This window comes from Novosphingobium sp., from assembly GCF_030696665.1.
Lineage (GTDB): Bacteria > Pseudomonadota > Alphaproteobacteria > Sphingomonadales > Sphingomonadaceae > Novosphingobium.
This window is the reverse complement of record NZ_JAUYRV010000048.1, coordinates 1-21,363: the sequence shown is the minus strand read 5'-3', so window position 1 is coordinate 21,363 and position 21,363 is coordinate 1. Positions and strand designations below refer to the sequence as shown.

The following is a 21,363-nucleotide window of genomic DNA, read 5'->3' as shown; positions in this document are numbered from 1 at the left end:
AGGGGAAAAAGATCGCCATCGGTTGTCTGGTCCGCTCTCCGGTCGGGGCTGCGCCCCTCCCTACGATCAGACCAGACAACCGATCCTACCGGCCATCATAGTCGCCGCTCAACCGGCCATCGTAGTTGTCGCCGCGCACGCGGCGCTGCGCCGTAACGACGATGTCACCAGCCGCAACATCCTGCGGCGCCTCTGCGGCCGAATCAGCCTGCGGGGCAGTTTGCGCGTGGGCCGCCGAAGCGACGCCGAACATCAGCGGAAGAATTGCCGCTCCACTTTTCAGGATAGTCGTCGTTCGCATGATTCTGCTCCCTTTTTCCAAAATCGAACCTGCTGCTTCACACGGCGACCGCCCTCATTTCGATCGAACCGCACACATCAGATGCGCGCAACCGGCTGGTTCAAATCAATGAACGCTCGTTCATTTTTATGAGTCTTGCTTCGCAAGTCAACGCAAAATATCAAGCGAGCTGAAAGAAGGTTGGTTTGCGCGTGAAAGTAAGGAAAAGTCGGTTTTTTTAACCATAGCCTCGGTCAAGGCTGGCCGCTGCGGGATGCGATGCCCTCTGGTTTCATCGTGCGATATACTACCGACCCTGCGATACCACCGCACGACCGATCGCTCACAAATCCAGAACGATTCGCTTGCCTGCCACTCCGCGCGAGACGCAGATGATCATCCGGTCGTTCCCTGCCTTGTCCATATCGTCCAGCACCGAATCCCGGTGGTCGATTTCCCCGGAAAGAACGCGCGTCTCACAGCTGCCGCACACGCCCATGCGGCAGGAATAGAGCACGTCCATTCCCTCCCCCTCGATCACCTCCATGATCGACCGATCAGCCGGAATGGTGAACACGTGCCCGGACTTTGCGAGTTCAACTTCAAAATCCGCGGCGCTTTCTGCATCATCTAGCGGCTTTGCCGCAAAGCGCTCAACGTGAAGTGCACCTGCTGGCCAATTGACCGATTTTTGCTCAATCGCAGCAAGCAACGGCTCAGGCCCGCAGGCGTAGATCAGGGTATCCGGGGCTGGGCTATCGAGCAGGCTTGCCAGATCGATATGGCCGCAATCGTCGAACGGCTGAAACGAAACGCGCACACCATGTTCCGCAAGGTCTTCGCGGAACGCCATAGAGGCGCGGGTGCGCCCGCCGTACGCAAGGCGCCAATCTGCCCCCGCCGCATCGGCCGCGCGGATCATCGGCAGGATCGGCGTGATGCCGATGCCGCCGGCGATGAAAATATAGCGGCTGGCCGGGGCTAGGGCGAAGTGGTTGCGCGGCCCACGCACGGCGACCCGGTCGCCTGCATGAAAGGTATCGTGGATGAACCGGCTTCCGCCACGCCCCTCGGTTTCGCGCAAAACGCCGATCGACCATTGCGTACGGCAAGCGGGATCGCCACACAGCGAATATTGGCGGACATCGCCATTGGCCAGTATCACATCGATATGCGCGCCCGGCTCCCACGGCGGCAGATCACCGCCCGAAGACGGCGCGAGATCGAGCTGGATGACACCATCGGCCACAGGACGACGCGCGGTGATGATGACGTCCAGTTCGACCTCCGCAGAAGATGTGCCAGACATAAACCCCACTTTCAAATGCAGCGAACCCGCCTCAGGCCGGTTGCCATACCAGCGGCAAAGATTGGATCGTTATCTCCGAGCCGCGCTCGAACAGTTCGGCCCCGTCCTCGATATTGTATTCAGGGATCTGGCGGTGCCATTCCTCGAACGCGAGGCGCAATTGCGTGCGCGCGAGGTGCATGCCGATGCAGCTGTGCGGGCCGCGACCGAACGAGAGATTGGGCCCGGGCTTGCGATCAAGGATGAAGCTGTCCGCATTGGCAAAGCGGCGCGTATCGCAGTTGAAGACCGAGTTGAGGGCATAGACCATGTCACCCTTGCGCAAGTCTGCGCCGTGCCATGGGGTGTCGAACCCGACCTTGCGGCCTACGCCCCAGATCACCGTGTAATAGCGGATGCACTCTTCGATGGCCGATGTTAACAAGGTGGGATCGGCCAGCACGCGGCGGCGATCTTCAGGGAATCTAGCCATGTGATACATCAGCCAGCCAAGCTGTGCCCGCGTCGTTTCCATGCCGCCGACGACATAGATGAGGCCGATGCCCGTCAGTTCCTCGTTGGTCAAAGGCCGCCCATCGACTTCGGCCTGCACAAGATTGGTGAACAGGTCCATGTCGGGATTGAGCGGATTTTGGCGCCGGTCTTCGATCACGCTGCCCATCAGCGCGTTGATTTCGTCGGTCGCGGAGGTCATGCCCGGGCGGATGCCATCTTCGCCAACGGGGCATTCGGCGCCCGAAAACCCGGCCATGAAGGCATCAACGAGGTCGATCAGCCGCTCGGCCAGATTGATCGGCATGTTGGCGAAGCTGAGCAGGTTGAGCACCGGAACCTTGGCCGCATATTCACGGGCGGCTTCGACCCGGCCCAGCCCGGCAAAGCCGCTGACGAGGTTGCGCAGGTTCTCCCGCATCACCGCCTCGCGCTTTGCCACCGAAGGCGGGCTGAACCACGGGTTCAGCAGCGAGCGGAATTTCTGGTGATCGGGCGGATTGATGTTGAGCGGGACGAGGAACTGACTGGGATCGAGTTCCGGGTCCACCGCAGTGACAGAGTCCACCCTGAACAACTCGTAGTTCATGTAGACTTCCTTGACGAGTTCAGGATCGGACACCATCCAGAAGCCCTGCGATTGGGTGTTGACCCAAAGCGGTGCCCCATCGTCGCGCAGTTCCTGCGCCTTGGCCCGATAAGCGCCAACGGGGCGGATCGGCGAGTAGTCAAAATGCGTGACAGGGCACAGTCCGGCCCTCTGTTCGACAGTCGTCATTTCTCAGTGTCCTTTCCCAATCGCATCAGGCGAAAGGTTCGAGCAAAACTTCATGCCGCGAGGCCGGCGAGCAATTGTACGCGCATGCGATCCCATGCCATCGTGTCTGCCGGCTGCCACGCGGACCCCAGCACGCCGTGAACGACATCGGCAAGGGCGGCGAGGAAATCGGCGTAAAAGCCGAGGTCGATCGCACCGTAACCGACATGATCCTGCCGCACCGAGCGGAGCAATTCGGGCACATAGGACTGGCCCGATGCCTGATCGACCAGCAGATCGAGAACATAGGCCAGCATGCGCCCCTGCGTGATCGGCCCAGCCCCTGGCGCGGCTTCGAACATGGCTGCCGCTTCGGGGTGAATGGCAAAGAACCGATCGTAGACCGCAGCGGTGATGTCGCCATGATCCGCGCAAACTTCGAGTTGACGGAGAAGCCTTGCGGCATCGTCGCGTCGTTCGCCTGCGGCTTCATGGTGTGGCTGCTGGGCCAAGGAGATCAATCCTGCGCGGTCAGCAGTTCACGACCAAAAATCGTCGATGGCACCCTGATCGCCATCGTACATGCGGCAGGTGGTGATCTTGTCGTCACGTATGGTGTAGACCACCAGCTTGTCGGTGGTGATCTTGCCCTTGCCTTCGCGTTCCATCGTTTCGTGGACAATCACGACTATACCGTCGTCGCCCGCGAGGAGGATGTCGGGCGCGGCGGAGACATGCCAGCGACCGTCGGTCATTTTGATCAGCGGGGCGATCCAGCGATCATGCAGTTCCTGCTTGCCGTGGAAGACCCCCGCCATGTGGCTGTGACCCGCCTGATAGCTGACGAAATCATCAGAATAGTAGCTTTCGCCCTTTTCGACGTCACCCGCCGACCAGGCGGCGAAATAGTCCAGAATGAGTTGGCGGTTCTTGTCTGCGTTCGACATGGAAGTTCCTTCAATCCTCTCGAAATTTCGGATAGGGCGCTGACCAGACTCGTCTTCATGTACGAACGATCATTCATGGCCTGGCCAGTCGGATTGTCAAGCCACAAAGTGAGGCCAGCGGCCTCAAGCCTCGGCCTTGGCAAGCCGCGCTACGGCGGCACGATCGACTTCGAACTGATATTGTTCGCCACCGGATTGGGGCAGCATTTCGCCGGAGCGATCGGCAAGAATATCCATAGACGACAGCAATCGGTCGGCGGCGTCGTCGCTCGCCCCGAGATAGACTCCGCGCGTCATGGTGATGTTTGCCTGTTCGAAGCTGCCCGCGCCGGCCAGCACGATGCGGCGGGTGGGGGCATCATCTGATGCCAGCGCGACCACGGCCGGGCTGACCATCCCGGCACCGAGACCGGCCAGTGCCTGTGGCGAATAGAGGTCAATGGTCATGCCGGTGGCTGCGCTAGGCGCGAGGCAATTGACGCGGATGTTAGACCGCGCGCCCTCGATGGCCAGCGTCTGCATCAATCCGACCAGCGCCATCTTGGCCGCGCTGTAGTTGCTCTGCCCGAAATTGCCGTAAAGGCCAGACGAGGAGGTCGTGAACACGATCCTGCCGTACTGGCGCTCACGCATGCCGTCCCACACGAGCTTGGTGCAATTGACCGAGCCCATGACATGAACGTCTAGCACCAACCGGAAATCATCGAGGTCCATCTTGGCGAACGAACGATCCCGCAGGATGCCGGCGTTGTTGACGAGGATGTCGACCTTGCCCCACAGCGCCACCGCATCATCCACCATCGCCTGAACCTGCGAGACTTGCGTGATATTCGCGCCGCTCCACGCGGCCTTGCCGCCAGCGGCAGCAATTTCGGTGCACACGGCGTTGGCGGCGGCTTCGTCTAGATCGTTCACGACGACGCAGGCCCCGCGATCCGCGAGCGCGAGCGCATGGGCACGGCCCAATCCGGCGCCAGCACCGGTAACGATGGCGACACGACCGGCAAGGTTGATGGACATCATTTTTCTCCCGAAATTCTTGAACAGGCGCCGTGGGCGGATCAGATAATCGTGGCGCCGCCATCGATGACGATGGCCTGCCCGGTGATGTGGCCGCCAGCGTCGGACGCGAGCAGCAGGGCGGCACCCATCAGGTCAGTATCGCCGCCCAATTTCCCGAGCGGGGTTTGCGCAATCATCTCCACGCCATGTTCGTCCACGGTCGATGCGGTCATCTTCGACGGGAAAAATCCCGGTGCGAGCGCATTGACGCGGATGTTGTGCGGGCCCCATTCGGCGGCGAGCGCCCGGGTCATGTTGATTACCGCGCCCTTGGCCGTGTTGTAGGCAATGGTGCCCATACGCGAGGGATGGTGGCCCATCAGCCCCTCAGTCGAGGCGAGATTAACAATAACGCCCTTGCCTGTCGGCAGGAACGCATGCTTCGCCACCGCCTGCGTGAGCAGGAACAGACCGCTGACGTTGAGATCGATGATCTTGTTCCAGCCCGCCAGCGGAAAGTCTTCTGCCGGAGCGCCCCATGTGGCCCCGGCATTGTTCACGAGAATGTCGATCTGGCCGAATTCTTCGAGCACCTTGCCCACGATGCCTGCTGCCGCATCTTGCACGGCGAGGTCTGCCGCAATGGCAAAGGCGCGCACTTTGCGCGCAGCAAGAGCAGCCACCGCCTCGTCAAGCTCCGCCTGTTTGCGCGCCACGAGCACCACCGATGCGCCATATTCGCCAAGCGCGCAGGCAATCTGGAACCCCAACCCGCGTGAGCCGCCGGTTACAAGGGCAACTCGGCCTGTCAGGTCGAACAGATTGGCGAGGGTCTTGGTCATTGGTGTCATCCTCAAAGGCTAGATTTTTGATCGTTTGCTGATTGGCAGTATGCGGCAGATAGTGGCGCCGCTTGCCATCAAGCGGCGCCATCCGGGTTAAAAGTTCCGGGTGACAGACGCGCCAAGCCATCTCGGACGACCGTAACCAACCTGCGTACAGCCACACAGCCCGGTAAGATCAAAGCCTACAGTCCGGTACTTCTCTTGGGTAACATTTGTACCGAAGACCGAAAGCTTCCACATGTCGCCCACATCGGCCCAGCTCAGACGGAGATCCAGTGTGGTGTAACCGGCCACATGCGTGGTGCTGAAGTTGCTGACTGAAAAGTAAAATGGGCCGGTGTAGTGGCCATTGGCATTGGCCGTCACCTTCCCGCCAAGCGCATTCCATGTATAGGCAACCGAAGCCAGCGCCTGCCACTTTGAGGTGAACGGAGCGATTCGATCCTTCACCACACCGCCGACTGGAACATCCTTGATGTTGTTATGCGTGAAACTGGCACCGCCGGACATGGTCAGTCCTTCGGCAGGGCGCACATTGAGCATCAGTTCGCCGCCGTATGTTTGTGCCGGACGATTGACCACTAGGCTCGACAGGCCGACGAACTGGAACGACTGATAATTCTTGTAGTCGTAGTAAAATCCCGAAGCATCGAGCTGTATTACACGACCGAGCAGATCGGCCTTTGTACCCACTTCATATGCGTTCAGGGTTTCCGGCTTGTAGGACAGCGCGCTGTCCGGGAACGTGGTGGACCCGGCATAAGGCGACGTGAAGTTGCCTGCCTTCGAACCACGCGACCAGCCTGCATAGAACAGCAGCCCTTGCGCCGGACGGTACTCAAGCTGCGCCTTCCCATTGTAGAGCCAATCCGCCCGATGCCCGGAATAGGGCGTGCGGGCAGGGCCCAGATCGGCGATCGGCACCGCCGTCAGATCGGACGAAAACACCTCGGCCCGATAATCGAAATCCTTGATTTCGCGCGTAACCCGCGCACCGGCAACCAGCGTGACCTGCGGTGCGAGATCGATTTCGATCTGGCCGAACGCAGAATAGCTGTCGGTGATGAGCTTGTTGTAATCGTCGACGATGGAGCCGAAGGCCGGGAACGGGCTGCGGTTGGGATCGACCTGCGCGTTGATATGCAGGTAATAGGCCCCCGCATACCAGCGCCACCCGTCGTTTCGCCCGAACAGGCGCGCCTCTTGCGAGAAATTGCGAACGCGCGAGCGCGTGTCGCCGTTAAAGAACGACGACGCGCCTTCTGCGTCGATCAGGAAGCGGGTTTCCGCATCCTTGTAGTCGGTCAAAAGCGTCAGTTCGGGGCCGATGTTCAGCGTCAGCTTGGCCGTGCCGCCCTTAAGCGAATTAGACCCGCCGCTATCCTGCGCATAGTTCGAAATAACCTGCCTGCTCCCGCCGGCAGTTACAGGGCTACCGGCACCGGTGGGGCCGGGAACTTCTACGGTATTTTGCTCGATCCCGTTAGCATCGGCAACCGACGTCGAGGCAAACACATAATAGGGCGCCCACGAGCTGTAGGACTTGCTGGCATAGCCCGACAAAAGCAGCGTCGCATCCGGGCTCATCTTGAAATTCAGGTGGCCGCGCAGCGCGTAACCATGCCCGCCTCCCAGATCCCCGCCGGTCGGCGAGAGGTTTTTGATGTAGGCACCATTGGTCGACACGGCGCCCGCCAGCCGAAAGGCAATACCATCAGCGATCGGACCGCCCACAGCCGCTTCGGCGCGGGCTTCGTTGTACGAGCCGTAACTGATGGTTGCGTAGCCATCCGCCACATCGCTCGGCTTGCGAGTCACGATGTTGACCAGACCGCCGGTCGCATTGCGGCCGAACAGCGTGCCCTGAGGCCCCTTCAGCACTTCGACATGGTCGAGATCGAACAATCCCACGCCGGCGCTGTTGTTGAGCGCCATGTATCCGTCGTCGAGGTAGACGGCCACCGGTCCCTCTGCCTGAGCCGAGAAGTCCTGCTGCGTCACACCGCGAATGGCGAACGACAGCACTTGCCCGCCATAGCTGCCGGAGAGATTGAGCGCAGGGGTCAGCTGGGTCAGCTGGGTCGCATCCTTGATTCCGGCGTTCTCCAGCGTCGCGGCGGAAAAGGCGTTGATCGTGATGCCAACATCCTGGACATTCTGCGCACGCTTTTGCGCGTTGACGACGATGACGCCTTCATCGGCGCTCGTGTCGGCAACCGATGACTGGGCGCGTCCCGACACATCGCCAGCGGACTGCGCATTGGCATTCACAGAACACATCAGCGCGCTGGTTGCCACGCACCCCAAAAGCTTGAAACCCGCTTTGTTGCTGACCATCGAAAACCCCATGATTGCATAGCCACCGAACCTTACGGATGGGCACGCGCCGATTCGTAGTGAATGATCGTTCATTCGTCAAATATGATTCCAAAAAGGGTTTTTCGCCGGAAAGAGGTTGACGGTCCGCGCGGAGGCAGCATAGCATCCATGAACATTCGTTCACACCTCATGCTAAAAAGTGCGTAATCTTGACAGAAGAACGGAGCACCCCCGGCACAAACGCCCAGCGCGGATCGCAGGCAGGCGAAGCCGCGCATCTGAGCGGCCACATGAGCATGTGGGAACTGCTGGCGACGGTGCTGGCCTTTTCGGCGCCGGTCGCGGTCGTTTCGGGTTTCATTCCCTTCGTGATCCTGTTCGACGGCCCCGGCGCACCGGCGATATTTCTGTGCGCGATGCTGCTGCTGCTGATATTCGCGGTGGGCTTCACCACCATGACGCAGTATTTGCCCCGGCCTGGTGGGTTCTATGCCTATGTCACGGCGGGGCTGGGCCGGGTGGCCGGACTGGGCGCAGCCATGCTGGCGATCATGGGCTATCTGTTACTCGGCTTCTGCACTCTTCCGTTCTTCGCGGTGAATGTCGATGCGCTGGTGCGCGGCACGATGGGCGGGCCGCCCATCCCATGGTTCTTTTATGCCGCAGCGTGCGGAGCGGGCAGCGGCATCCTGTGCTTCTTCCGCATCGACCTTTCTGCCAAGGTTCTGACCGTAGCGATGGCGCTCGAAACGCTGGTAGTGGTGATCTTCGACACCGCAGTGCTGCGCAATGGCGGCCCCGAAGGAATATCGCTCGCCCCGTTGGGCCTGACCACAATGGCGGCAGGCTCGGTGGGTGTGTCGATCCTGTTCGCGGTCACATGCTTTTTGGGTTTTGAAGCGACCGCCATTTTCCGGGAGGAAGTGCGCGATCCCGAACGCACGGTGCCCCGCGCCACCTACCTCGCGGTGCTGCTGATTGGGCTGTTCTATGCTTTCTCGGCCTGGATGACGGTTTCGGCCTTTGGCATGTCGCAAGTGAAGGCGATGGCAACCGCCAATCCCGCCGGGCTCTTTCCACACGGAATGGAAATGTACGTGGGACGCATCGCGAGCGACGCGTTGCATATCTTGCTGGCAACATCGCAGTTTGCCGCCGTGCTTTCGGCGCAGAATATCCTGGCGCGGTATGGCATGAGCCTTGGCATCGATGGCGTGTTTCCGCGCGTCCTGGGCCGAGTTCATCCCAAGCATCAGTCGCCCTATGTCGCATCGGCAACCGTCAGCCTGACATGGCTGGCGCTGGGGTTGATCTTCGTGATGCTGCGGACGCCGCCGGACCTGCTCTATGCGCGGGTGGCCGGCGTCGGCGGCTTTGCGATCCTTGTGTTGATGCTTGTGACCAGTGGCGCAATCATCGCGTTCTTCCAGCGCAGCGATGTTTCGCACGCCGCAGGCGCAGCGCGGACGTTGCTGGCGCCTGCCATTGCCACGCTGGGGCTGGCCGCCGTGGTTTATCTGGCCATCGCCAACTTCCCGTTGTTGATCGGTGGATCGCAAGGCGAAGCCAATGCGCTGGTTGCGCTGACGTTTTGCGTATTTGCCGCTGGCGCGGGTTATGCCGCGATACTGCGCACGTTGAAGCCCGGCATTTACCGGAATATCGGACGGCAGATCGTCTAGGGACGGTCAGGCGATCGCGGGCCAGATGGTTGCTCCGTTGTCGATCAGATGTTCGGCGCCGGTAATGAACCGTGCCTCGTCGGAAGCAAGGAACAACACGAGGTTGGCGACGTCGTGCAGAAGGCCGTTGCTGCCGAACGGCAAGACGCCGGTTTCGGAAATGGCGCGGGCATCGGCCCGGCCCTGTGACTGGCGCTCCAAGGCCGTCTCTATGCCCGCCGGGTGAACCGAGTTGCAGCGGATGGGATAGCCCTTGGCGTGGCATTCCACCGCGATGGCCTTGGTCATCGAACGAACAGCGCCCTTGGCCGCACAATAGGCCAGATATTTGTGATAGCCGAGATGGCTTGCGGTGGAGGCCATATTGACGATCGAGGCGGAGGCACTCTCTCGCAGCAGGTCCAGCATGTGCTTGCAGCCAAGAAACACGCCTTCGGACATGATCTGATTAACGCGGCGGAACGAGGCCAGGCTGGCCGTTTCCAGATCTTCGTTCACAACGATCCCGGCGTTGTTGACGAGGATGTCGAGCCGACCGAACCGCAGGCCCATCATGGCTGCAGTTGCAATCCAGTCCTGTTCAGAGGCGACGTCCATCGCCCAGGATGTGGCAGCGGGGCCAATGCAATCGGCCACCCGGCGCGCGCCTGCGGCATTGAGGTCCGCCACGATGATCTGCGCACCTTCGCGCGCCAAGGCCAGCGCGCAGGCCTCGCCCAGTCCGGCAGCGGCACCCGTGACAAAAGCAATCTTGCCCGAAACCCGCGCCATCGGTTGCTCCTAAAGGTGCCGCGGGGCATCGCCCCAGCTTGCGAAGGCCGCGCACATGGCATCGGGCCACAGCCCCGCGCGCCGTTTGCCTGCATCGAAGCACAACGCGATGAGGTCGACGGTCGAAGCCTCCGCTTCCTTGCAGACCAACGTGTGGCGTATCCACAAGCGGCGATGATCATGGTTTGTGATGGCCGTACAAACTTGCACGCGGTCGCCGAGCCGTATTTCGCGGAAATAACGGGCGTGGACGTCGATCATGACCAGTGACACCGGCGCGGCCGCAGCAAAGGGCGGGCCACCCACCAAGCCCCACAACATCTCGGTCGCCTGATCGGCCACGCGCTGATGCTGGAGGAAGTTGACGTGGTCCAGTTCGTCGAGCCAGTCCGGCGCCACGTCCGCTTCGAACATGAACCTGCCGAACTGGATCGCCATGAGTCAACCCACCAGCGTGAAGACGGGGAGCGTGATGTCGGTGCCGGGAATGGGTTCGAACGCCACCCGCACCGCGTCACCGCACTGCACATCGAACGCACGTTCTCCGACAATGTTGCTGAGCAGTTGCACGCCGCTGTTCAACCGGATGACCGCAACCACATACGGCCCCTTTCCGACGAAGGGCGAGGCGGGCGACCGCTTCTGGATCGAGAAACTGTAGACGGTGCCCTGCCCGTCTGATTCCGACCAGCCGAGGTCATCGGACAGGCAACTGGGGCAATACTGCTTGGGATTCATGATCTTGGTCGCGCACTGGTTGCAGTGCTGGATCACCAGCCGCTCTTCGCGCGCGGCATCCCAATAAGGTTGGCTCCACGCGGTCGGCTTGGGAACAGGTCGGCTCATCGGCTGATCGCTCATCGTGCTTCCCTCGAAAGAATGGAGATATGGGAATCCATCCAGGTGCCGCCAGAACCGGATTCTGCAGCGTTCACCGCATCCTTGACCTGACGGTCGCCCGCCTTGTCCATCAACTGTCGCGCCGTTTCGACTACTAGTGAAACGCCGACGCCCGCGCCGGTATGACCCTGCGCAATGGCGCCGCCGGTCGTCGTCATTGGCAGTTTTCCGCCAGGCAAAGTATGGCCTGCCGCGATGAAGCGGCCTGCCCGATCGCCATCGCAAAGGTTCATGGCATCCATCGCTAGCAGCGGCATCACCGAATAGGCGTCATAAAATTCGGCGACATGGATGTCCTTGGGTCCAAGGCCAGCCTGCGCATATGCTTCCTTTGCCACTTCCGGAAACGCAAGGAAGGCAAGGTTTGCTTCCTGCGATACCGAGTAGTGCGTGACCAGCGACGCCATGCCGCGCACATAGACCGGGGTCGGCGTGATATGGCGCGCATCTTCAGCGCGCGCCACGATATAGGCGCTGGCTCCGTCGGCCCACAAGCTCATCGTCTTGGGACGCAAGGGCGTGCACACATGATCCCCACGCATGACCTCTTCCACCGTGATCGGTTTGCGGAACATCGCGTTGGGATTGAGCGCGCCCCATTGCCGCATGGACACGGCGACGGCGGCGAGTTCTTCCTCAGTCGTGCCGGTTTCATGCATGTAACGCTGGGTAATGAGCGCCACCGCCGTGTTGGCATTGTGGCCATAGGGCGCTTCCCATTCCTCAGAGATGCCGAGCGTGGCGAACAGGTCGATGCCTTGTTGCATCGTGGTCGATCCGAACTTGTCGGAATGGACCACCAGCACATTGCGCACCGCACCCGAAGCGACGAGAGCGTAGGCGACCTTCAGCGTTGCCGAGCCGCTGGCGCCACCCGCCATGACCTGCGCGTTCAGCTTGACCGAGCGCAGCATCCCCAGTTCCTCGCACAGGCGCGAGAAAATCAGGTCTGTGTTGAAATGCCGCGATCCCATGACCACGCCGACCGGCATGACCGCCTCGATATCGCGCGGGCTGAGGCCGGCGTCCAGAATGGCTTGACGGCATGCGGTAACCGCCGCCTCGGCCTCGGTCCGGTTGGGGTAATTGCCGGTCGGCACCTCTCCGGTACCGACAATGGCTGCTGTGCTCTTCATGGTGGTGTCCTGATTCAATGTGTAACCAAGGGCGCCGCTAGGGGCCGCCGTTTCAGGTCTTGTGCTTGTAATCGTGTACCATGGCGTAAGCGCCGGGGACGTCGGTGTCGTAATTGAAGAACCATGCGCCCAGCATCTTCTTGGGCACGAACGGCTCGAAGGGGTCGGCGATGGTGGAATTCCAGCTGACATGGGCGCGTCCGCGGCGGCGTTCGTCTGTGCCGAGCGAGCTTTGGCGCAGGCGCTTCTTGTTGTCGGTGGCCAGCAACTGGGCAACGTCGGGCTCGCCCTTGCCGGTGAAATGGGGAATCAGGCGCAAACTGAGCGTGGGCAGGCTGACTTCCGCCAGCATTTCCGATTCCTGATCGTCCTCTTCGATGAACGAGAGGGTCAAAATGCTATGCCCGGCAGGGCGTTCAGCCTGGAAGATCCATTGCCCGCCCTCTTGCCGCAGCGACATCTTCGCCATTTTCTTGGGGAAGCCCCACAGTTCACGACCCGAAGCGGTGGCCTTTTCACTGTCGGTGTACATCGCGACACAGTACATGAACCGCTCGCCATTGAATTCGACCCGAACGTAGAGCCAGAATTCGGTGTAGCAGCCGAAGGAGCTTTGCGGATAATGGCTCGCCGTGACAAGCGCCAGCGGCTCAGGATCGGCAACTTTCACGCCCGGCGGCAGGAATGCCTCGATGCCGGTGCCTTCGGCTGTAAATACCGCCGTAATGCTGCGCGCATCGCGATAGGGATAAGGAGGCGGCCCATAAAGCTGGCCGGGACCATAGGGCTGAGAGAAGCTGTATTTCGAGAATTCCGATACATCGGGCATGATATGCCTTTCCAATATTTTCAATGGGAAGCCGCGAGACGGGGCTGATCTCAGCACCGCGACGGCTACCTTCGCTCCATCGGGGAGCAGGCCGACCGGGACTTGATCTTACGGAGACTTTTCCGGCTTCTTCAAAGCCATCTCGGCCAGATTACGCTTCAACATCTTTCCGCCTGATCCCAGTGGCATCGATTCCACGAAGTGGAACTCGCGGGGATATTTGTATTTGGCCATTTTGATTTTCGACCATTCGAGAAGGTCTGCGGACGATACGACGGTCGCGTCGGCGCGAAGTTGCACGAAGGCCACGATCTCTTCGCCGAACAGGTCGTCGGGCCGGCCGACGACGGCAGCCAGGGCGATGGCGGGATGGGTGTTCAGGACCTCCTCGACCTCACGCGAATAGACGTTGAAGCCACCGCGAATGATCATGTCCTTCTTGCGGTCGACAATGGTGACATAGCCATCACCGCACTTGGTCGCGATGTCGCCCGTGCGGAACCAGCCATCCACCATGCAGGCGCGGGTAGCCTCTGGCTGGTTGAGGTAGCCTGCAAAGACGTTGTGCCCACGCACGATTAGTTCGCCGACCTCGCCCGGCGACATCAATTCGATGCGGTCTTCGACGTCGATCTTCGCAATCTCGACATCGACGCCCCAGATCGGCTTGCCGATCGTGCCGGGTCGACGCTCAAAGTCCGGTTGATTGAAGCACGACGTAGGCGAGGTTTCGGTGAGGCCGTAGCCTTCGTAGATATCGACTTCGAACAGCGTTTCGAACTCGCGCAGCACAGCCACCGGAATGGGGGCTCCGCCCGACACGGCCATGCGCAAATGCGGAAGCTGCGCACTGTTGGGACGCACCAAACCAAGCAGGCCGACGTACATCGTAGGCACGCCAAGGAAGAACGTCACCTGCTCGCTAGCCATGATCCCAAGCACAGCTTCGGCGACAAACTGGCGCATGATGACGACCGTTGCCCCGGCAAGCAAGCCGGTGTTGAGCAGGCAGCTTTGCCCTGACGCATGAAACAGCGGGATGCAGCACAACAACACGTCATCGGGCGTCAGATTGAACATGCCGTGGCCCGCCGAAACGAGGGCATTCATCACGAGATTATCATGGGTGAGGACGGCACCCTTGGGCTTGCCCGTGGTTCCGCTGGTGTACATTACCACGGCTTCCGAACGACCGTCTGGCGGCGAGGGAGCGGCATAGAGCAAGTCGTGATCGAGATCGGCGAGTTGCAGCGCGTTGAGACCGATGCCGCGCGCCGCATTGCGTGCAGTTTCAAGAACGCGACCGCCGGAGAGAAGCAAGTCGGCCGCGCTATCGCGCAGGATGTAGCCAGCCTCGTCCTGCGTCAGCAGCGCGCTGACCGAGATGACCGATGCGCCCGTGGCCAGGACAGCATAATAGGCGATGACGAAATCGGTGCCGTTTTCCAGCATGAGCGCGACCCGCCGAGACGGGCCGATGCCCAAAGCCTGCATATTGGCGGCAACCTTTTCGATCTCTGCGCGCAATGCACCGTAGGTCAGCCGCCGATCCTCGCACACCAGCGCCACCTTGCCCGAGTGGCGGGCAGCGGATTCAAACAGAATGTCGGCCAACCACATCGATCAATGTCCCCGTTTCTGCTGATACGCATAAACGTACAAACGCTCGTTCATTTTTAGCGAGGCAACACGGCTTGTCAATGCAAGGCTCACCCCGCCACTCTCATAATATCATGAGGCGGTCCGACCGATTGCGAGCGGACCGCCTTGCGCGCTCAGGCCTTTGCCAGGCTGGCCCGCAGTTCAGCGGTTGCCGACGCGTCGACTGCCAGCGCCTGATCGCTTCCAGAAAATGCGACGCCATAAATTTGCGCGGCGCTTGCGGCCGTGACCCAGCCTTCCAGCACGTCGTCAAGCACACGCGCGGGATCGCGCAGCCACGGCTGGCCAAAGCCGCCACCGCCCGCATCAATACCGACGATCCGCTGGCGAACCCCGACGTCGAACACACCGAACGACGCGATCTCGGTTTCCACGTCCGTATCGATATCGCGCAGCGCGATGTAGTGCGGCCGCCCGGCCAGCCCGCCTTGCGCGCCGCGCGCCGGGTTGATCTTCGAGTCCGCCATCACCGCGACCGACATGTTGGCAAAGCGCGGGCCATATTCGACGCGGGTGCTCGCCCCGCCGCGATGCTTGCCCGCCCCGCCGGAATCGGGAACCGCAACCACCTTGTCGATGATGATCGGGTATTTCAGCTCGTCTATCTCGACCGAATCGCGCATCAGCAAGCCGCCGGTAACGGGCACGCCCATCGTCAGCCAGCCATCAGCCATTGCCGATGCCGCGCCGCCCATGGCGGTGATGACCAGCTGGTTCACGAACGGCGCATTGCCGCGCCGCTGATCCTTGCCGGCAATCACGCCGGTGCCCGCGCCCAGCGATGCGCCGCCTTCGGCCACGCCGAATTCGGTCGCCTGCGACAGGGCAGATTGCGTGACGTTGATCAGGCGATCGGCCACGTTGCTGGTTGCCATCGAGCATGACGTGGGATGGATCGGATAGCCGACGATGCAGTTTTCGCGCAGCATCACGTTGATGCGGCGGATTGTGCCGTGGTTGTGCGGGATATCGGCATCGAGCACGTTGAAGATGCCCGTAACCGTGCTGTTCACCGACGTGGCGCGCGACAGATTGAGCCCGGCTTCGAGGCAATCGATATTGTCGCGCAGGTCGATTTCGATCCGGCCCGCTTCGGCATCGATCGTCGCCGTCACGTTTACCGGGATGCTTTCCTCGACGATGCCCGGCAGCGGATCATGCGCGGTCGACGCCGAATAAGTGCCGCTTTTGAATCCCTTTAGCGCGTGTGCGATACGCCGTTCGGAATAATCGAACCATTCTTCGACAAAGGCCTCGATCGTTTCCGGCCCGTATTTTTCGACTAGTTCGATCAGTCGCCGCTCGCCGATGCGCGCCGATCCCAGCGCTGCGAGGTAATCGCCATACCACTGGTCCGGCACACGGATGCGCATGCGGCACAGGCGGATGATGTCGCCGATGTCGGTATAATCGCGCTGAATTTGCGTGGCGGGGAAAATCAGCGCGCCTTCTTCGTACACGTCCTTGGCGCTCGGCATGTAGGTCGAAGGCTGGCTGTTGCCGATATCGGCTTGGTGCGCCTTGGCCACGGCGGTGAACATATGCTTCCCGCCGACGAACACCGGCACGAGGATGGTGTGATCGGCCGCGTGGGTGTTGCCGCTGTAGGGATCGTTGTGGAGGAAGGCGTCGCCGGGCCGGATATCGGTGTGCAACCGGGTCATCGTTTCGGTCTGTAGGTGCGAACCGAAAATGTGGACAGGCAGGCCTTCAGCCGTTGCCAGTAGCCGGTTGTCTCCGGTGACGATCGAGCACGAAAAATCGCGCGCGGTAGTCAGGATGGCGGAGCGGCCGCTGCGCAGCAGCGTGTTGGTCATTTCGCGCAGGATGGCGTTCACGCGGTTGGCAATGACGGCCAGCACGGTGGGATCGAGCGTGGAGCGCACGTTGTTTGAGTTAGTCATGGTCAAACTCCCGTCTCGATCAGATAGTTTCTGTGCGACGTGACGATGGCGGTCATGCCGGGGTAGACGACGATCGTGGTGGTCGGCTCCTCGATCACCGCCGGGCCGGGGATGCGGCTACCGACGCTGAGAGCGGGGCCATCGTAGGAATTGATCCGGACGCTGCCGGTTTCCTCGAAGTGGGCGATGCGGCTGGCATGCGGTGTATCGGAACCGCCCTGCCCGCCAGCAACCAAGGACGGCTTGGCGACGACGGCCGTCAGGCGGGCCTTCCAGAACAGAACTTCGACCAGCGAGCCGGGATCCGTGACGGCAAAAATGCGCTCGTGGATCGCGTGAAAATCCCCGACCAGTTGGTCGACGTCAGCCTGATTGTCGAAGCGGTTGCCACGCAGCGGCACTTCGAGTTCCCAAGCCTGTCCTTCATAGCGCGCCTCGACGAAATACCGGCGCTCGATACCCAGAACGCCGCGCGTTTCGAGATCCTTGGCAACGGCGTCCATCTGCCGATCGAGGTCCGCCAGTACATCGTTGGCGCGGTCGAAGGCGAAATTGCGGGTATCGAGCAGCAGCGTGGCGGAATATTCCGAGATGATGTCGGAAAACTGCGCGCCGCATGCGCTGAGCCCGCCAGCGGTGCGCGGCACCAAGACGTGCTTGGCGCCGAGTTCCTTTACGACCGCAGCGATGTTCAGGCCCGCCGCGCCGCCGCCGGCCACCATCAGGCACTCTCGTGGATCGACGCCTTCGTTGACAGTGATTTCCTGCACCGCCTGCACCATCGCCTCGCTGGCGATCTTCATGACGCCTGTAGCTGCATCTTCCACCGAAAGGCCCAGCGGATCGGCAACAGTGGCAATGGCTCGCCGCGATGCCGGGACATCGAGCTTGAGTCGGCCGCCGAGGAAATTATCGGGATTGAGATAGCCCAGCACCGTCGCCGCATCGGTCACAGTTGGCAATTCGCCGCCATTGCCATATGCGGCCGGCCCCGGCTGGCTGCCCGCGCTTTGCGGCCCTACGCGCAGAAGCCCGCCCGGATCGACCCACGCAATCGAGCCGCCACCGGCACCGATGCTGCGTGCATCGACCGAGGACAGCCCCGTGAGATGTCCCAGAAAGCGTTCGCCCAGCCAGGTTTCGCGCGTGAACACCACATCGCCATCGCGGACCATGCTGACATCGAAGCTGGTGCCGCCAGTGTCGCAGATGATCACATCGCGCGCGCCGAGCTCGGCCTGTCCGTAGACCTTGCCCGCGATGGGTGCCATCGATGGACCGCTGCGCGTGGAATAGATCGGGCGTTCGCCCAACGCCTCGACGCTCATAACGCCGCCGAACGACGTCGCGGCCAGCAATTCACCGGTGAACCCGGCTGCCTTAAGATCGACAGCAAGGTTTTTGAGGTGCGTCTGCATCAGCGGCTTGAGCGATGCATCGATCACGGCGGACGATGCGCGGCGATATTCGCGGATGATCGGATTGACGGAATGCGACAACGTGAACGGCACGCCCGGCAGTTCTTCGGCAATCAGTTCGCCGATGCGGCGTTCGTGCGCACTGTTCGTGATCGACCATAGCAACGATACGCCGATGGCCTCGATATCCAGCGCCTTCAGTTCGCGCAGGACGTCGCGCACCTGCGCCTCATTAAGCGGAGTGATGATGTTGCCCTCGGCATCCACGCGCTCGTCGATTTCGAAGCTCAACCGGCGCGGCACATAGGGCGCGGGGTACGCAACCGAAAAATCGTACGCATTGGGCCGCCCGCCTTCGCGAAGGACGAGCGTATCCTTGAAGCCGCGCGTCGTGAGGAAAGCGGTCTTCGCCGTCTTGCCTTCGATGATCGCGTTCGTCGCGCGCGTGGTGGCATAGATGAAGATCGAGGTCTGGCTCAGCAGTTCGTCAAGCGAGACACCCAGCCCGGCGGCGGTGACGCCCAGCGCCTCCCTGATGCCGTTGAAGACGCGCGAATGGTCGGTAAGCGCCTTGTTGACCGTCAAATTGTGCTGGGGATCGGCAACGACCACATCAGTGAAAGTGCCCCCCGTGTCGACCGCGATGCGGTAGCTCATATAACTCACCTTTCGAATTTTTCCGTATGAAGGCTGTGGTGTGCACCCCCGCCGGCGGAGCGGCGAACGCACCCCAGACGATTATTGCGCGGTGAACCCACCATCGACGAGCAGGTCCGTGCCGGTGACGAGGCTGGATTCGTCGGAAGCCAGAAATACCACGGCAGCAGCAACCTGTTCGGGACGCCCCATGCCCAACGGCTGGGCGGCCGTGACGATCTTCTCCACCTCCTCAGGCCCACCAAGGGCTTCGATGTATTCGTGGTTCATCGGCGTATCGATCCAACCGGGGCACACCACGTTTGCGCGGATCTTGTCCTTGGCGTGCTCAAGCGCGATGGTCTTGGTGAACATCAGGACTCCACCCTTCGATGCGCAGTAATGCGCATGAAGCGGCTCGCCGATGAAGCTGTTGATCGAACCGATGTTGACGATCGACCCGCTACCCGCGCGCAGCATTTCAGGCAGAGCATACTTTGTGGTGAGGAATGTGCCCTTGAGATTGACGTCGATGACGCGATCCCATTCCTCTTCGGTCATGTCGATGATCAAGGCATCGGTGACGATCCCGGCATTGTTGCACAGTACGTCCAACTTGCCGAAGCGCGACACGGCAAGATCCACGAGCGCCTTGGCATCGGCCGCCTTCGAGGAATCGGCCAGCAGCACGGCCACGTTGTCCTCGCCACCCGCCATCGCCTGGGTTTCGAGCAGGGCATCCATGTTGCGGCTGGTGGAAATAACAACCTTGGCGCCTTCGCTGGCAAAGGCGATGGCCGTTGCGCGACCAATACCGGTCGCAGCACCAGTGACAATCGCGACCTTGCCATCCAGGCGCCCGGCTTTTCCGCTAATCGACATGGAAAGCTCCTCATCCTCGATACGAACGACCGATCGTTCATATTGGTGATAACAAGCGCTTCGCTATGCGTCAAGCGGCTCTTCGACGCCTGAATTAGGTCATTTTGACGCGGTGAGACGGGAGCCTCAACGCAACTTTGCAGGCGTGATTCTCCGGTATTTTTCGGCATCTTGTTAACGTACGCTTGTATGTGGCACTTGACGGCCACGCTGTCATGCGGGCATGCGGCGGGACGCAAGCAATCCTTGTGCTCGACATCCCAGCGCCCTGGGAGGTCGCAGTCGGGCATTTGCGAGCCCTTACGATAGGATCGAAAAATGGTAGCCGTTGCCAAAAGAGCGTCAAAACGAAAAACCGAAGCTCAAGAAGCAAGCCCATCGCAGCCTGTGGGCAAAGCGGACCATTATCTTGAACGGTTCGAACTTGCGGGTTTGCGCAATCGCGATCTAGTGGAGCTCGATGTCGGCACGCGCGGCCGCTTGCTGAGCGAGGCGGTGAAGCTGTTTGGCGAAAAAGGCTATGATGCCTGTTCTGTTCGCGATCTGGCCAAGGAAGTCGGACTTGGCCCCCCGGCGATTTACAACCACTATAGTTCCAAGCGCGAAATTCTAGTCGCGGCCGTCGACCATATCCTCAGCGATTTTTTCTATTATCTGATCAATGGACTGACGGGTGCTAACGCTGAAGAAATCCTGTTCGGCATCCTTCGCCGGCACACAATCTGGGCCGCATCGCGCCAGCCCATGGCCAAGGCGTTCGATGCGCTGGTCAACCCGGCCTTTATGCAGCGTGTCATGGAGCCGGACGAGCAAGCGCGTTTCACTTCTGCAATCGCCGAGTACATCGCGATTATTCGCGAACTTCTTGATGAAGTGGCCGGGCCGGATTCCGAAGTTGAACGTTATACGCGCGCATATGCCGTCCACGAAATGGCCGACCGCGCTGGATGGTGGTTTGATTCGGAAGGCCCCGTGAGTCCCGAAGAACTTGCGGACCAGACCGCCATCCTGATCCGTCGAGCCATAGGCCTTTAAAGGCAACGAGGCGTACATCCCGCTGACGCGCAGAAATTCGTTGTCAGCATAATAGTCGCAACGGGCGGTTTGCGCGATCGTGATAATATATTACGGACTTACATTGAAGTTGAGTTTCCTCAACGGGGCACCTTCAATCTGATTGGGAAATTAAGAAAGCAGTATATGCAGGAAAATTCTGACACACACCCCATAGAATCGTAACGTCAGCCTGCAGTAGATTCTGCCAGCACGATAGATCCAATTAGGATCAAAAATCCGATTAGTATCGAAGACTCTCGAGCCATGGCCGGATGTTCACTTAGCGTGTCGCGCTGGATGCACGTCGACCAACAGCGAAATGACCAATTTGCAGACGTAACCGCAGATTTTCAATTTATCTATATCGGTCCTGTCGCAGCAACCAAGACGCCATTTGTCGGCTGCCAAAGTTTCGATCATTCCTGACGCCAAGTTCAGGCCCGCTCTGCCATAATTGATGGCAACGGATTGGCTGCTTGAGGCCATTATCTCCTCACCTCGCGCAGCATTCGCGCGGTTGCGTTGGATGCCGGAGC

At 60.7% G+C, this 21,363-nt stretch carries 20 protein-coding genes; 2 read left to right on the top strand and 18 right to left on the bottom strand.

From position 1 onward, the window contains the following. Positions 1 to 85 precede the first annotated feature (85 nt). The 8 genes from Q8R81_RS15700 to Q8R81_RS15665 form a co-directional block, all read right to left on the bottom strand. The gene (locus tag Q8R81_RS15700; RefSeq protein WP_305619464.1) at positions 86 to 301 is read right to left on the bottom strand and encodes a hypothetical protein; all 216 of its coding nucleotides are present in this window, start codon (positions 299 to 301) and stop codon (positions 86 to 88) included. A 322-nt stretch (positions 302 to 623) separates the two neighbouring features. Beyond that, the gene (locus tag Q8R81_RS15695; protein ID WP_305619463.1) at positions 624 to 1,589 is read right to left on the bottom strand and encodes a PDR/VanB family oxidoreductase; all 966 of its coding nucleotides are present in this window, start codon (positions 1,587 to 1,589) and stop codon (positions 624 to 626) included. Positions 1,590 to 1,620: 31 nt separating this feature from the next. Next, entirely contained in the window at positions 1,621 to 2,859 is a 1,239-nt protein-coding gene (locus tag Q8R81_RS15690) for a cytochrome P450 (protein WP_305619462.1), read from the bottom strand. A gap of 50 nt (positions 2,860 to 2,909) precedes the next feature. Then, positions 2,910 to 3,350, bottom strand: a complete 441-nt coding sequence (locus tag Q8R81_RS15685) for a globin (RefSeq protein WP_305619461.1) — start codon at positions 3,348 to 3,350, stop codon at positions 2,910 to 2,912. Between the two features lie 27 nt (positions 3,351 to 3,377). Next, a complete protein-coding gene (locus tag Q8R81_RS15680; RefSeq protein ID WP_305619460.1) occupies positions 3,378 to 3,785 on the bottom strand; it encodes a nuclear transport factor 2 family protein in 408 nt (135 codons plus the stop codon). 123 nt (positions 3,786 to 3,908) lie between these two features. Beyond that, positions 3,909 to 4,805, bottom strand: a complete 897-nt coding sequence (locus Q8R81_RS15675; protein ID WP_305619459.1) for an SDR family NAD(P)-dependent oxidoreductase — start codon at positions 4,803 to 4,805, stop codon at positions 3,909 to 3,911. 41 nt (positions 4,806 to 4,846) lie between these two features. After that, the gene (locus Q8R81_RS15670) at positions 4,847 to 5,629 is read right to left on the bottom strand and encodes an SDR family oxidoreductase (RefSeq protein ID WP_305619458.1); all 783 of its coding nucleotides are present in this window, start codon (positions 5,627 to 5,629) and stop codon (positions 4,847 to 4,849) included. 96 nt (positions 5,630 to 5,725) lie between these two features. Continuing rightward, on the bottom strand, positions 5,726 to 7,912 hold the full coding sequence (locus Q8R81_RS15665) for a TonB-dependent receptor (protein ID WP_305619457.1): 2,187 nt from the start codon (positions 7,910 to 7,912) through the stop codon (positions 5,726 to 5,728). Between the two features lie 248 nt (positions 7,913 to 8,160). On the opposite strand from Q8R81_RS15665, the gene Q8R81_RS15660 reads away from it, so the two are divergent. Continuing rightward, positions 8,161 to 9,633, top strand: coding sequence for an APC family permease (locus Q8R81_RS15660; protein ID WP_305619456.1), 1,473 nt, complete (start codon positions 8,161 to 8,163; stop codon positions 9,631 to 9,633). A gap of 6 nt (positions 9,634 to 9,639) precedes the next feature. Here the strand turns inward: Q8R81_RS15660 and Q8R81_RS15655 are convergent, their stop codons facing one another. From Q8R81_RS15655 to Q8R81_RS15615, 9 genes are all read right to left on the bottom strand, one after another. After that, the gene (locus Q8R81_RS15655) at positions 9,640 to 10,404 is read right to left on the bottom strand and encodes an SDR family oxidoreductase (protein ID WP_305619455.1); all 765 of its coding nucleotides are present in this window, start codon (positions 10,402 to 10,404) and stop codon (positions 9,640 to 9,642) included. Positions 10,405 to 10,413: 9 nt separating this feature from the next. Beyond that, positions 10,414 to 10,842 carry a thioesterase family protein gene (locus Q8R81_RS15650; protein WP_305619454.1) on the bottom strand — a complete coding sequence of 143 codons (429 nt, stop codon included), beginning with the start codon at positions 10,840 to 10,842 and terminating at the stop codon, positions 10,414 to 10,416. Between the two features lie 3 nt (positions 10,843 to 10,845). Next, entirely contained in the window at positions 10,846 to 11,265 is a 420-nt protein-coding gene (locus Q8R81_RS15645) for a Zn-ribbon domain-containing OB-fold protein (protein ID WP_305619453.1), read from the bottom strand. After that, positions 11,262 to 12,440: a thiolase family protein gene (locus Q8R81_RS15640; RefSeq protein WP_305619452.1), complete on the bottom strand. Its 1,179-nt coding sequence runs from the start codon at positions 12,438 to 12,440 to the stop codon at positions 11,262 to 11,264. The genes Q8R81_RS15645 and Q8R81_RS15640 overlap by 4 nt, the downstream gene beginning before the upstream one ends. A gap of 52 nt (positions 12,441 to 12,492) precedes the next feature. After that, positions 12,493 to 13,269, bottom strand: a complete 777-nt coding sequence (locus tag Q8R81_RS15635) for an acetoacetate decarboxylase family protein (protein WP_305619451.1) — start codon at positions 13,267 to 13,269, stop codon at positions 12,493 to 12,495. 108 nt (positions 13,270 to 13,377) lie between these two features. Continuing rightward, the gene (locus tag Q8R81_RS15630; RefSeq protein WP_305619450.1) at positions 13,378 to 14,889 is read right to left on the bottom strand and encodes a long-chain fatty acid--CoA ligase; all 1,512 of its coding nucleotides are present in this window, start codon (positions 14,887 to 14,889) and stop codon (positions 13,378 to 13,380) included. A 155-nt stretch (positions 14,890 to 15,044) separates the two neighbouring features. Next, the gene (locus Q8R81_RS15625; RefSeq protein WP_305619449.1) at positions 15,045 to 16,835 is read right to left on the bottom strand and encodes a hydantoinase B/oxoprolinase family protein; all 1,791 of its coding nucleotides are present in this window, start codon (positions 16,833 to 16,835) and stop codon (positions 15,045 to 15,047) included. A 2-nt stretch (positions 16,836 to 16,837) separates the two neighbouring features. Continuing rightward, positions 16,838 to 18,910, bottom strand: coding sequence for a hydantoinase/oxoprolinase family protein (locus Q8R81_RS15620; protein WP_305619448.1), 2,073 nt, complete (start codon positions 18,908 to 18,910; stop codon positions 16,838 to 16,840). A gap of 81 nt (positions 18,911 to 18,991) precedes the next feature. Beyond that, on the bottom strand, positions 18,992 to 19,771 hold the full coding sequence (locus Q8R81_RS15615; RefSeq protein WP_305619447.1) for an SDR family NAD(P)-dependent oxidoreductase: 780 nt from the start codon (positions 19,769 to 19,771) through the stop codon (positions 18,992 to 18,994). 318 nt (positions 19,772 to 20,089) lie between these two features. Here Q8R81_RS15615 and Q8R81_RS15610 point away from each other — a divergent pair, with 318 nt between their 5' ends. Then, positions 20,090 to 20,806 carry a TetR/AcrR family transcriptional regulator gene (locus tag Q8R81_RS15610; protein WP_305619446.1) on the top strand — a complete coding sequence of 239 codons (717 nt, stop codon included), beginning with the start codon at positions 20,090 to 20,092 and terminating at the stop codon, positions 20,804 to 20,806. A 297-nt stretch (positions 20,807 to 21,103) separates the two neighbouring features. Here the strand turns inward: Q8R81_RS15610 and Q8R81_RS15605 are convergent. Continuing rightward, positions 21,104 to 21,363: hypothetical protein (locus Q8R81_RS15605; RefSeq protein ID WP_305619445.1), on the bottom strand; the 260-nt coding region annotated here is incomplete at its 5' end.